Annotated in this window: 10 protein-coding genes; 2 read left to right on the top strand and 8 right to left on the bottom strand. The window is 55.2% G+C overall.

What is annotated here, in order from left to right:
• From ACIKP9_RS10930 to ACIKP9_RS10895, 8 genes are all read right to left on the bottom strand, one after another.
• A complete protein-coding gene (locus ACIKP9_RS10930; RefSeq protein ID WP_400882629.1) occupies positions 1-2,193 on the bottom strand; it encodes a heavy metal translocating P-type ATPase in 2,193 nt (730 codons plus the stop codon).
• Complete coding sequence (locus ACIKP9_RS10925) at positions 2,183-5,365, bottom strand: CusA/CzcA family heavy metal efflux RND transporter (RefSeq protein ID WP_400882626.1); 3,183 nt, start codon at positions 5,363-5,365, stop codon at positions 2,183-2,185. Before ACIKP9_RS10925 ends, ACIKP9_RS10930 begins: the two co-directional genes overlap by 11 nt.
• A 14-nt stretch (positions 5,366-5,379) precedes the next feature.
• On the bottom strand, positions 5,380-6,609 hold the full coding sequence (locus ACIKP9_RS10920; protein WP_400882623.1) for an efflux RND transporter periplasmic adaptor subunit: 1,230 nt from the start codon (positions 6,607-6,609) through the stop codon (positions 5,380-5,382).
• Between the two features lie 10 nt (positions 6,610-6,619).
• Positions 6,620-7,918 (bottom strand): TolC family protein, encoded by a 1,299-nt coding sequence (locus tag ACIKP9_RS10915; RefSeq protein ID WP_400882620.1) that lies wholly within the window; start codon positions 7,916-7,918, stop codon positions 6,620-6,622.
• A gap of 83 nt (positions 7,919-8,001) precedes the next feature.
• Positions 8,002-8,355, bottom strand: a complete 354-nt coding sequence (locus ACIKP9_RS10910; protein ID WP_400882618.1) for a hypothetical protein — start codon at positions 8,353-8,355, stop codon at positions 8,002-8,004.
• Between the two features lie 99 nt (positions 8,356-8,454).
• Positions 8,455-9,423 (bottom strand): catalase family peroxidase, encoded by a 969-nt coding sequence (locus ACIKP9_RS10905; RefSeq protein ID WP_400883363.1) that lies wholly within the window; start codon positions 9,421-9,423, stop codon positions 8,455-8,457.
• A 229-nt stretch (positions 9,424-9,652) separates the two neighbouring features.
• On the bottom strand, positions 9,653-10,276 hold the full coding sequence (ycaC, locus tag ACIKP9_RS10900) for an isochorismate family cysteine hydrolase YcaC (protein ID WP_400882615.1): 624 nt from the start codon (positions 10,274-10,276) through the stop codon (positions 9,653-9,655).
• A gap of 31 nt (positions 10,277-10,307) precedes the next feature.
• Positions 10,308-11,174, bottom strand: a complete 867-nt coding sequence (locus ACIKP9_RS10895) for a pirin family protein (protein WP_400882612.1) — start codon at positions 11,172-11,174, stop codon at positions 10,308-10,310.
• A gap of 106 nt (positions 11,175-11,280) precedes the next feature.
• Between ACIKP9_RS10895 and ACIKP9_RS10890 the strand changes: the two genes are divergently transcribed.
• Together ACIKP9_RS10890 and ACIKP9_RS10885 are read left to right on the top strand one after the other, a co-directional pair.
• Complete coding sequence (locus ACIKP9_RS10890; protein ID WP_400882609.1) at positions 11,281-12,189, top strand: LysR family transcriptional regulator; 909 nt, start codon at positions 11,281-11,283, stop codon at positions 12,187-12,189.
• Between the two features lie 23 nt (positions 12,190-12,212).
• The gene (locus tag ACIKP9_RS10885) at positions 12,213-13,136 is read left to right on the top strand and encodes a DMT family transporter (protein ID WP_400882606.1); all 924 of its coding nucleotides are present in this window, start codon (positions 12,213-12,215) and stop codon (positions 13,134-13,136) included.
• The last annotated feature ends 156 nt before the right edge of the window (positions 13,137-13,292 follow it).

The following is a 13,292-nucleotide window of genomic DNA, read 5'->3' as shown; positions in this document are numbered from 1 at the left end:
TCAATACCTGAGTAAGCGCAGGCCATTGGCCACCACTAGCAGGCTGGCGCCTACATCAGCCAGCACGGCCATCCACATTGAGCCATAACCCAGGATGGTCAATCCCAGGAATAAGGCCTTGATGCCCAGTGCTAGCGAGATATTCTGTACTAACAGCTTGTGTGTCGCACGCGATAATCCAATAAACAACGGGATCTTGCGCAGGTCATCGTCCATGAGGGCAACATCGGCAGTCTCAATAGCCGTGTCAGTTCCCATTGCGCCCATGGCAAACCCAATATCCGCCCGAGCCAACGCAGGTGCATCATTGATGCCATCACCGACCATGCCAACCTTGCCTTGCTGGGCGTAGTGTTCAATGGCACGGAGCTTGTCTTCCGGCAATTGATTGCCACGCGCTTCATTAATATTGACCTGTGTCGCAATCGCAGCTGCCGTGTGTGCATTGTCACCAGTCAGCATCACGGTTTTCACCTTCAATTGATGCAAAGCCTCAATCGCTGCACGGCTGCTATCTTTCAAAGTGTCAGCCACCGCATACAGCATCAGCACCTGAGCAGAATTAGCCAGCATGATCACGGTTTTACCTTGCTTTTCGAGCGCATTGATCTGCGCCTCCAGGCCTGGAGAACATACGCCGCTCTCATGCATCAACCTGTGGTTGCCCAACTGATAAGTAACACCATTGACTGTGCCACTCACGCCTCGTCCCAGAATTGCAGCAAACTCGTTAACAGGGAGATGACTTACCGCCGTGCGGGCGATGGCCTGGGAGACCGGATGATCTGACCTGGCAGCCAGGCTAACGGCAATCAGGTTGGCATCTATGCCATCCAAAGCAAGCAAGGAGACGGTATCAGTCAAGGCCGGCTTACCATGAGTAATGGTGCCGGTCTTGTCCAAAGCCAGCCAGCTCAGCTTGTGGCCTTCTTCCAGATAGACGCCACCCTTGATCAAGATGCCGTGCCGGGCGGCTGCAGTCAGGCCACTGACAATGGTGACAGGCGTCGAAATCACCAAGGCACAAGGACAGGCAATCACCAACAAGACCAAGGCACGATAAACCCACTCGTACCAGCCACCTCCCAACACCAGTGGCGGAATGACTGCCACAGCGATGGAAAGCATCAATACAGCCGGGGTGTATATCCTGGCGAAACGATCGACGAGCCGCTGGGTTGGTGAGCGTGCACCCTGCGCATCCTCCACCACACGTATGATACGAGCCAATGTGGATTGAGCCGCTGCTGCACTCACCTTGAACTCGAATGATCCAGATTGATTGATCGTGCCCGCATACACCTGATCACCGACTGACTTATCTACGGGGAGGCTTTCTCCGGTAATAGGGCCTTGGTCGACTGTGGATTGCCCTGCCACAATCTCGCCATCCAGCGCGATACGCTCGCCTGGCTTGACCCGCACCACTTCGCCTATCTGCACCTGTCTGACCGGGATTTCCAGCCAACTACCATCTTGCTGCCTAACTGTCGCCAGCTCAGGCACCAGTTGTACCAGGCTACGGATGGCATTACGTGCGCGATCCAGTGATTTTGCTTCCAGCCATTCTGCCAGCGTGAACAACACCATAACCATCGCAGCTTCCGGCCATTGTCGTAATATCAATGCGCCAGTGACTGCAATGCTCATCAGTGCATTGATATTGAGGCTTCCCTGGCGCACTGATATCCAGCCTTTGCGATAGGTCCCCAAGCCACAAATCATCACTGCCAGTAACGCCAGCCCTGCAGCGATGTATTCCGGCCCACTCATCCATTCCGCAATCTCGGCCCCAATGGCAGCGATCCCTGCCAGCACCAGCAAGCGTAATGACTTCTGCGGGGCAGTCACCTGTGCAGCCTGTGGCTCAGCTTGATCCACAAATAGCTGCGCTTTCATGCCCAGTTCCTCAATGGTCTGCATGATCAATGGCAAGGATTCGGCCTCATGTGTCACGGTGAGGATGCGTTGAATCAAGTTGAAATCCAGCGCGGAGACCTCACTCTTGTGAGCAAATGCCTTGCGGATTAACCCTTCCTCAGTCGGGCAATCCATCTGCTCGATATAGAGCTTGCTAGTGATATGAGCAGGAACCAACAATGGGGAATTGCCGTTAGCCTCCTCTCCCTGCCCACAGGTTTTCTCTTGAGCATGCCCGCAAGCGCATCCACGTTCGGCGGCATTATTTTTCATGAATACTCCTTGCTGGTTCTTCACTCACGTTTTTTGCTCCACTCATCTGGCTCCTGCGATATGCCCACTGATAAAACATCGGCAACACCAGCAAAGTAAGGGCCGTTGAAGACAGGATACCCCCAATCACCACCGTCGCCAGTGGTCGCTGTACCTCTGCTCCTGTTCCAGTCGCAATTGCCATGGGGACAAAGCCAAGCGAAGCCACCAGCGCAGTCATCAGCACCGGGCGTAAGCGAGTCAATGCGCCCTCCTGCACCGCTACCGCCAAAGGCTTGCCTTGCTCACGCAATTGACGGATGAACGAGACCATCACCAGGCCATTGAGCACTGCCACGCCCGAAAGCGCAATAAAACCCACCCCGGCGGAGATCGATAAAGGAATATCCCTCAACCATAGTGCCACGATGCCGCCGGTGAGCGCGAATGGAATGCCAGTGAACACCAGCAAGCCATCCTTGAGATTGTTGAACATCATGAACAACAAGGTAAGCACCAGGAACAACGCCAATGGCACAACGACTTGTAAACGCTTGCGTGCAGATTGCAAGTTCTCGAACTGGCCACCCCATGTGGTCCAATAGCCACTTGGCACCTTGATCTGGCGATTGATAGCCTCTTCAGCAGCATCAATAAATGACCCAAGGTCGCGCCCGCGCACATTGGCGCTCACGACCACACGGCGCTTGCCATTTTCGCGACTGATCTGGTTAGGCCCTTGCACAACCTCCACCGTGGCCACTTCGCCCAGCGGAATATAGCTGGCTTGCACCTGCCCAACACTTTTAGGCAGGGGAATAGGCAATTGCTTCAATGCGGCAAGATCACTACGCACACTCTCTGCCAGGCGCACCACAATGTCAAAGCGCCTATCACCCTGAAACAAAATGCCTGCGTTGCGACCACCTATCGCCACACCCACGGCATCTTGCACATCGGCCACATTAAGGCCATAGCGCGCGGTCTTGTCGCGATTGATATTGACGTTGAGGATAGGCAAACCAGTCGTCTGCTCAACCTTCACCTCAGCAGCACCCGGGATGGATTGCAGAACGGCAGCAATCTGGTTGCCAGTGGCGTTCAACACCTCCATGTCGTCACCAAACACCTTGACCGCCACATCACTGCGCACCCCGGAAATCAATTCATTGAAGCGTAACTGGATAGGCTGCGAGAACTCGTAGTTATTGCCTGCAAGCTTTGCTGTAACCTCTTGGATGTCAGCAAGCAACTGCTCACGGCTCTTGCGCGGCTTGGGCCATTGCGCAGTGGGCTTGAGCATGATGTAGCCATCGGAGATATTCGGCGGCATGGGGTCAGAAGCAATTTCTGCCGTGCCAGTGCGCGCGAATATGCGCTCGATCTCGGGGAATTGGGCTTTGAGCGTACGTTCGATTTCCTGCTGCATGGCAACCGACTGACTCAAGCTGGTGCTGGGAATGCGCAAGGCCTGGATGGCAACATCACCCTCGTTCAGGCTGGGGACGAATTCGCTGCCCATGCGGCTGGCCATCAACATGGTCAGCGATAACATGGCAAGGATGAAAGTCATCACCACCGCCTGGTTGCCCATGACCCAGTGCAGTAATCCGGCATAGTGCCGCTTGGCGGCTGCCATCAGCGCATTCTCTTTTTCAGCCACGCGACCGCTAACAAACATCGCCACCGCAGCCGGGACAAAGGTCAGCGAAAGTATCATCGCCCCAATGAGCGCCATCACCACGGTGTAAGCCATGGGGTGGAACATCTTGCCCTCCACGCCAGTGAGCGCAAAGATCGGCAGGTACACCATCATGATGATGAGCTGGCCGAAAATCAGTGGGCGACGCGCTTCCTGCGCTGCCGCAAACACTTCGGCAAAGCGCTCTTCACGACTGAGCAAGCGGCCTTTCTGCTGCTGGGCATGCGCCAGGCAGCGGATGCAGTTTTCCACGATCACCACCGCACCGTCGATGATGATGCCAAAATCCAGCGCACCCAGGCTCATGAGGTTGGCGCTCACTTTATTGCTGACCATACCAGTGAAGGTAAACAACATCGCCAGAGGGATGACCATGGCTGTGATCAGGGCCGCCCGAATATTGCCAAGGAAGAGGAAAAGCACTGCGATCACCAGCGCCGCCCCCTCCAGCAGGTTGTTCTTGACGGTATGAATGGCCTTGTCCACCAGCACGGTACGGTCATACACCGGGATCGCCACCACCCCCTGCGGCAAGGTCTTGTTGATGGCTTCCAAGCGCTTGGCTACTGCCTGCGCCACGGCCCGACTGTTCTCGCCGATCAGCATGAATACCGTACCCAGCACTACTTCCCGGCCATTCTCGGTAGCAGCACCAGTACGCAATTCACGGCCTACGCCCACCTCGCCAATATCCCGGATGCGGATTGGCACCCCGCCCACATTGCTGACAATCATGTTCTCGATGTCGGCAATCGATCCCACCTGTCCGGGCGCACGTACCAGGTATTGCTCGCCGTTCTTCTCGATATAGCCAGCGCCGGTATTCTGGTTATTGCGCTCCAGCGCAACGATCACGTCTTGTAGGCTCAAACCATAGGCCGACAGCCGCGCAGGCACCGGGGCGATCTGGTATTCCTTGGCAAAGCCACCGATGGAGTTGATTTCTGTCACCCCTGGCACAGTGCGCAGTTGCGGCTTGATGATCCAATCCTGGATTTCCCGCAGGTCAGTCGGCGTATAGGGCTGGCCGTCAGGCTTGATGGCACCTTCTTCTGCCTCAACCGTCCACAGGTAGATCTCGCCCAAGCCAGTGGAAATCGGCCCTAGTTCCGGCTTCACGCCTGAAGGCAAGGTATCCTTGGCTTGTTGCAAGCGCTCATTGACCAACTGCCGGGCAAAATAGATATCGGTGCCATCTTCAAAAATAACGGTGACCTGCGACAAACCATAGCGTGATAGCGAACGTACCTGCTTGAGCCTGGGCAAACCTGCCATGGATGTCTCAATGGGGTAAGTCGCGCGTTGCTCGGTTTCCAGCGGTGAATATCCCGGTGCACTGGTATTGATCTGCACCTGGACATTGGTAAGATCCGGCACCGCATCAATCGGCAACTGCTGATAGTTGTAGACACCCAATAGTGCCATTGCCAGCACGGCAAGCAGCACCAGCCAGCGCTGGGCGATGACAGTGCGTAATATGCGTTCAAACATGCTGTTTCTCCCGCTCAATGCGTATGCTCAGCGGCAGATTTTCCCAGCTCGGATTTGAGCGTGAAACTGCCTTTGGTCACATAAGCGGCCCCGGCCTGCAAGCCCTCAACGATCTCGACCATCTTGCCGTCGCTACGCCCGGTTTTCACTGGCATAGCCCTGAACCCTTCCGCGGTCTGTACAAAGACAACTTCGCGGTCTTCCACGGTCTGCAATGCTTCGGTGGTGACCGCCATCGGCACATTCGCTTCGCCCGCCACGATCTCGACATTGACGAACAAGCCGGGACGCCAAGCCAGGTCAGGATTAGGCAGGGTGACGCGCGCGGTTGCGGTGCGTGTCTGCTCACCAAGCAGGGAGCCCACATAGGACACCACCCCGCTGGATTGCGACTCGAATGCGCTTGCCTTCACGGTCACGGATGACCCCACCTTCACCGTGCCCAAGTCCTTGGCTGATACCACGATCTCAGCCCATACCGAGGAAAGATCAGCCAGCGTCATCACATTGGCATTCGCCTGCACAGATTCCCCCAGCGAGAGGTGACGCTCGACGATCATGCCATCAAACGGGGCACGCAGCTCATAGCGGTTCAAGCCGCCCTTGGCCGATGTACCTGCACCCAGGGCATGCAGCTTTTGCGTCGTGTTCTGCGCGGCAATCTCGGCCTCCTGCAAATCTTGCTGCGCCTGCAAGTAATCCTGCTCGGCAGATATCTTGTCCTCCCACAGCTCCTTTTCCCTGGCATAAATCGTCTTCGCCATGCTTAGGCGCTTCTGGGCTGCAAGCGCATCGCTGCGTAATTCAGAAACCCCCGTGCTGGCAAGCACTGCCAAGACTTGGCCTTTCTTCACCTGCTGGCCCAGATCAACCGTCACGGCTTCCACAATGCCATCCACGCGGGGGACGATATGAGCGGTTCTATCCTGGTTGAAGCGAATTTCACCCGGCAAGGTCAACATGGTAAAAATATGGGCAGGCTTGACCATATCAAGCACAATCCCGGCAGAAGCCGCCTGCGCATCGCTCAAGGTCACAACATCCTCGTCGTCGTGCGTATCGCCTGCCTGAGCGTGGTCATAAGAGTGGTCATAAGAGTGGTCATGAGCATGTTCTGACGCAGCTTCATGAGGTGTTGTGGTGGTGGCAGTATCACTCGGCTGCACAGGCTTGAGTACGACCCAGGCCAGCAAGGCGGTGAGAGCGACAATACTGATAATGATGATTTTTTGCTGCTTGTTCATGATGTGTTCCCTAATGCTGTCCATGCATGGATGCAAATAATGCAGCGCCCTGCGGCCCAAGGATGGCCTCGACATCAGCCACTGATCGCTGTACCTCACCCAGGGCGCGGATATACTGGCCACGCGCCGTGAACAAGGTACGCTGCGCATCCAGCACATCGAGGAAATTGAATTTACCCAGCTCGAACCCTCTGGTGGTCGCATCCAAGGCACTTTGTGCGCCCGGCAGGATGTCATCGCGAATGGAAGACACCTCCTGCAAAGAGGCAGCCAGGCGTTGATGCGCCAGCGATAGCTCATTACGCAGGCGCACATTGAGTGCAAATCGCTCATCGCGCGCTTTATCCACGCGCACCCTGGCCTCCTGAATATTGCCCTGATTGCGGTCAAACAACGGAATGGCGAGAGCCACACCTAGCACGCCCACAGTATCAGCCGCGGACTCATTGCGCTGTACGCCACTACGCAGGATCAGGTCTGGATAACGCTTGCTTTCCTGCACCTTGAGCATGGCATCGCGGTGCCGGATTTCTTGTTCCGCACGCAATGCCTGGGGAGCTTGGTCGAGTATTTCATCCAGGCTGGATAGGGACGGCAGCTCAGGCAGGAGATCCAGCTCGCCGAGCGCCTCGGTGAATCGCGGCACGGCATTGCCCCATAAGGCGGCCAGGCGCCGCCTGGCGTTGACCAGCTCGGCATTGGCCTGGGTCAGCTCAATGCGCGCGCCAGAGGCCGCCACGCGCGCCCGTGTTTCCTCCACCGGCGAGACCTTGCCTGCAGTGACACGGCGCGCAGCAACATCCAACCCGCGATTGGCCAGCTCCATGGAACTCTGCGCCAGGCGATAACGCTCTTGCGCAGCCAGCACTTCATAAAACCGCTGCACCACATCAGCATGCATATCGGCCAGGCGCACATGCAAATCAGCACTGGCAACATCGCGGGCGCGCTCGGCAGTCTCGATACGTGCACCACGCTTGCCCCCAAGCTCGAAAGGTTGGCCCAACCAATAGGTCGTCTGGCGCGAAGATGGCCGAACATCCTCCATCTCGACCGACAATTCGGGGTTGCGGAATAGCGCAGCCTGTATACGGCTCGCGGTCACGGCATCGACCTCGCGCTTTGCAATTGCAAGCTCGGGGTTAGCCTGCAATGCCAGCTGCAAGGCTTGCGCCAAGGTCAGGCTGGCATCCGGCTCATATGCTAAAAGTGTTGTGTCGTGTGATGGTGCAGAGCCCCAGGTATCGGCCCTCGCCATCAGGCTGGTGAGCATGGCTGCCAGGCAAAGCAAGCAGATCAGGTGTTTCATCGCAATTCTCCAATCGTTGATCACGGATTGGGCGAGCGACGTCTTGCCAGTGAAAAATCAGGTAAGCATGTGCACTCGCCGCGTTAGGCGGCGAGTAACCATTTGGGGCGTTCAGGCCGCTCCAGAATAGCTTGGGAATGCCATGACACAGGTAGTAACGATAAATCCTGGGCAGTGACAAACACGGCAGGTGTGTGGTGCATGCTGGGCAGCCACTGGGAGGTGGCCTGATGGTGGTAACCGCAATCGCGGTCTACCTGGGTGCCAGCCTGATCAGGCTGGTTATCTGCTGCGAGGTCATGATGCTCATGCTCATGATGACCAAAATGCTGCGCCGCACTTCCTTGCTCATGGCCGCAATAAACACCAGCCACCGCCCAGGACATCTGGAGCGGCAAGACTAGCAGCAGGCACAAGAAAATGATGCGTCGTATCATGCGGCGATTATAAGCCTAGCCTGAGCAAGGTACCAAATCATGTGCTGGAGGAACCTGGCAAGCTTGCAGGCTCCTCCATGCTTTTGCAGTTAGCAGCCACTATTGCAGGCGACGGCTGAAACTCACGCTATAAGCCGCAGGGCGTGCCAGCAGAATGGGATCATTGCTGGCTTCAATGCCCTCCACCAGGTTGAGTGGGCTGAACATCACGGTTTTCTCAAACGCTGCACCGTCAGTGCGAAACTTGTCTATGGTCAAGGTCCCCAACTCGACAACCTGGCGACTTTCCGGCCAGATCACGGTTGCGTTATTTACTTCATCGCCAGCCTCGGCCAATTGCACAGAAATACGGTAACGATAAGCCCCTTGTTGCAGGCGCTGTGGCAACTCATGCATGAGGTAATCACCATCTACAGCCTTGGCCGAATCTGCACTGACGAACTTTGACCCATCGACCGGTTCAATCCGGTAGCGTCCGTAACGCGATTGACCCTGCGCATTGGTGAACTTGAAAGCGTTCACGCCAAAAAAGGGCTGCGTGGCAAAGCTCTCGGGTAATAATTTTGGCGTGGTCACAAAACGCAATGCAGCAGGATGCTGTGACAGAAAAGTCTCGACCGGCTTAGGCTTTGCCTGGCTATTGCTTGAAGCAGCTACTGCCTGCAATAACCCCAGGAACTCTTCTGGCGTGGCTGCCGGAAAATCATTGACCGAAATCGTCACCAGGTCAGCACTGGCATCTTCTGGCAATTGAAAGCGGATCGCCATGCCTTTGGGAAAAGCATTGCCATCATTATCTGCAATATTGGGTACACCAGTCGCATTGGAGTAGCGCACCACCACCGGATGTGACTGGGTGAATATCTCGGCTTTGGTAATCTCAGCAGCACTCGCTGCCGGGGTGAAATGTCCCTCAACAACGATACCCTTGGCATGATTGGAACGGAAACCAGGATGTGGCCCACCTGAAAGCTGGGTCAGGGTATCCACCAATTGCTCTGTCACTGGCTTGGTAGAACCCTCAGCCCAGGCTGCAGATATGCCCAAGGTGGAAAACAGCAGTGCCATAGCAGGCACGAGATGAATATGATGTTGCATGATAAAGCTCCTTAATTTTAAAAAAGGGCCAGACTGCACGCAGCATCAGTGTAAATCAGCCCAGAATGAATTCAATTGTTTTTGTACTGCCCATCAGGTATTGCCACTCACTACAGTTTTCCATCCGCGCTTCTGAACTTGAGGCAAACGCAGGCCATGATCACTGTGGCTATGGCTTGTGATCATGGCCTGCCTCTGCTTATTTTGCTGTCAGCGTGTCATAGGCTGTCATGAGGTTGCGGTAATCAGGAATGTGATTGGAGAACAGGCTACCCAAGCCTTCAATATCACGGCGCCAATCACGATGCAGCTCGCAAGCCGCGCCAAACCAGGTCATCAGCTGAGCGCCTCCGGCTGTCATGCGCTCCCAGGCAGCATCGCGTGTCATGGCATTGAAAGTACCCGAAGCATCGGTAATCACGAAGACTTCATATCCTTCCTCAATGGCGGACAGTGCCGGGAAAGCAACGCATACCTCGGTCACCACGCCAGCGATAATCAGCTGTTTCTTGCCCGTGGCCTTGATTGCCTTGACGAAGTCTTCGTTATCCCAGGCATTGATCTGGCCTGGACGCGCAATATAAGGTGCATCCGGGAATAGCGCTTTCAACTCCGGCACCAGCGGACCATTGGGACCAGTTTCGAAACTGGTGGTCAAGATGGTCGGCAGATTGAAGTACTTGGCCGCATCTGCCAATGCCAGCACATTGTTCTTGAACTTGTCTGGCTCAATATCACGCACCAGGGACAACAATCCCGCTTGGTGGTCTACCAGCAATACAGCAGCATTGTCGCGATCAAGACGTACATATGGCTTAGTCATGGGTTTCTCCTTGTCAATTGACGATTGGTCATTAAACTTCTGTAGTCACAAAACGGCCATTGTTGTAGTCACTGATCGCTTGGTCGATTTCCTCCCAGCTATTCATGACAAAGGGGCCATGGCCAACCACCGGTTCATTCAGTGGTGCCCCATTCAGCAGCAAGAGGGTACTGTCTTGCCTTGCTTCCAATACCAGCTCATTGCCCTCACGCTGCAAGACAGCAAGCTCTGCCGGGCGTATGGTGTGTACATCGCCCACGCCTACGGCACCATGCAACACAAAAATGGCAGTCGTATGACCTTCAGGTAATGTAAACCGAGTCGTGCTACCGGCATTGAGACGTACATCCCACACATTCATGGGACTAAAGGTATGGGCTGGCCCGCGATTGCCTTGGTAATCCCCGGCGATCACCCGCACCTTGCCTGCATTGTCAGGCAATGCCACTACAGGCACCTGACCGCTGGTAATGCCTTGATAGCCTGGCTTGGTCATTTTGTCCTTGGCTGGCAAGTTGACCCAAAGCTGGATCATCTCGAAAGCACCGCCAGTCCTGGCATAGTCATCGCCATGATATTCCTCGTGCACGATGCCCGCGCCCGCCGTCATCCATTGCACATCACCAGGGCCGATAGTGCCACCCGCATTGGTGGAATCATGATGGGAAACCTGCCCGTCATAGACGATAGTCACGGTCTCGAAACCACGGTGTGGATGCTGACCGACGCCACGCCGCTTTTCAGTCGGCTCGAATTCGGCAGGGCCTGCATAATCCATCAGCAGGAAAGGGGACATTTCCTCGTGAATATCACGATAGGAAAAAATATTCTGCACAGGAAAACCATCGCCCACCCAATGACGGCCATTGCTGCGCTTGATGAATGCTAGTTTTTTCATGATGCTGCCTCCTGTGGTTAATGTTGATGGCTCCCACTATAAGGACAAGACTTTTACCGCACTAGATGGTTAAATATGAAATTACTTTTCAACAAATGGAACAATCATGGATTTCAACGAAGCTGCTGTCTTCGTTAAAGTCGTACAGGCCGGTAGCTTCAGTGCTGCGGCCCGGCAATTGCAGTTACCCACTTCTACCGTCAGCACCCGTGTTGCGAGGCTGGAGCAGCGCCTGGGCATCACCCTGCTACAACGTACTACCCGGCGCCTAAGCCTCACCGAGGCTGGACAAGCTTATTTCGAGCATGCCTCCCTTGGGCTAGGCTATATGCTGGAAGCTGAAGCCGCCATTGATGCCGCACGACAAGCACCGCAAGGCAAGCTCAGGGTGTCTGCGCCTGCCGATCTCGGCGATAGCCTACTAGCCGGGCTGGTCAATCAAGTGCAATTACAATATCCAGCGCTAGCCTTGGAGCTACTGCTGACCGAGCGCTATGTTGACTTGGTGGCCGAGGGCATAGATGCCGCCATTCGTACAGGCGAATTGGGTGACTCTAGCCTGATTGCCAAACCGCTGGGCAATGCGTGCTGGGCCACCTTTGCCAGCCAGGAATATCTAGAGCAAGCGCCGCCATTGCGGAATCCGCAAGACCTTAATCAACACCATTGCCTGCAATTCAGCCCGATGGGGCGCGACGCATGGACTTTGCGTCGTGGCAACGACAGCATCACCATCCCGTTATCGGGTCACACCATCGCCAATAGCATTGGCATCGTGCGGCATATGGCGCTGAATGGCCAAGGCGTCGCCCTGCTTCCCACCTATATCTGCAAGCCTGGCATGATCATCGGTGAACTGCAGCGTGTACTCCCCGCATGGCAGGCTCGGCATGACCCGGTACACTTGGTCTATCCACGCCAGCGCTTTATGCCACCGAAGCTGCGCGCATTTCTTGATGTCGCCCAAGCGGTGATGCAGCCATGGTTTAATGATGCCCCAGCAGCACCTGACTGACCACGGAAAATTGATTGATATCCATGTCTACCCCAACATCTGGCAATCGTCCTATTTCACCTATCCTGCTTATGCTGGTACTGGTGTTACCGCCCCTGTTCTGGGCAGGTAACTTTGTTGTGGGCCGTGCAGTGCATGCAAACATCCCGCCACTGACCTTGTCTCTCGGACGCTGGGTGATCGCCTTTGTTTGCATATTGCCATTCGCCCTCCCTGCCATGCGGCGTGATTGGCGACTTTACTGGCAATATCGCTGGCGCTTGTTGGCAGTATCCACGGTAGGCGTTGCAGCATTCAACACCTTGGTTTACAGCGGCTTGCATTACACCACCGCCACCAATGGCATCCTGCTCAACTCGTGCATTCCTATCCTGATCCTGCTGTTTGGTGCCTTGTTTTACCGCCTGCCACTGCACCTGCTGCAACTACTTGGGTTAGCGTTGTCATTTGCTGGTGTCCTCACCATCATCTTGCACGGAGAATGGTCTAGGCTAGCCACATTGGATTTTTCTGGTGGCGACCTGGTGATTTTTACCGCGATGATCTGCTGGGCGCTCTATACCCTGTGGTTACGTGAGTTGCCCGTCACCATCAACCGCATTGGCTTGATGGGCATGCAAATCTTCATCGCCATTCTCCTGCTGCTACCACTCTATGCCTGGGAAACGCACACTGGGCCAGCGCCCCAATGGAACCATGACACCTGGCTGGCACTCGCCTACGTTGGCATTTTCCCTTCAGTGATTGCCTATACGCTGTATACCATTGGGGTAACGCGCGCAGGAGCAGCGCGCGCCGGCTTGTTTATCCACCTCATGCCGGTCTTCGGCAGCATGCTTTCCGTGCTGTTTCTGGGAGAAAACCTACACCTATTCCACGCGCTCGGTATCGCTGCCATTCTGGGAGGACTAGTTTTATCCTCCAAGAGCTCAGTGCCTGCGCGCTGACAAATTCTCAACACCTTCGTCAGCTTTTCTTGCCCTGAATCTCATTTAACCCACTAATTTTTATCATTTTTATCACAAATTCCCTTTGCAGACATGGCATGTAATTCGCTTATCCATGAATATCAATCGCCATATGCCAGCCATTATTGATTCAAG

The organism is Methylobacillus methanolivorans (assembly GCF_044751345.1).
GTDB classification, from domain to species: Bacteria; Pseudomonadota; Gammaproteobacteria; order Burkholderiales; family Methylophilaceae; genus Methylobacillus; species Methylobacillus methanolivorans.
The sequence above is the reverse complement of the archived record's forward strand: the minus strand, read 5'-3'. Positions and strand labels throughout refer to the sequence as shown.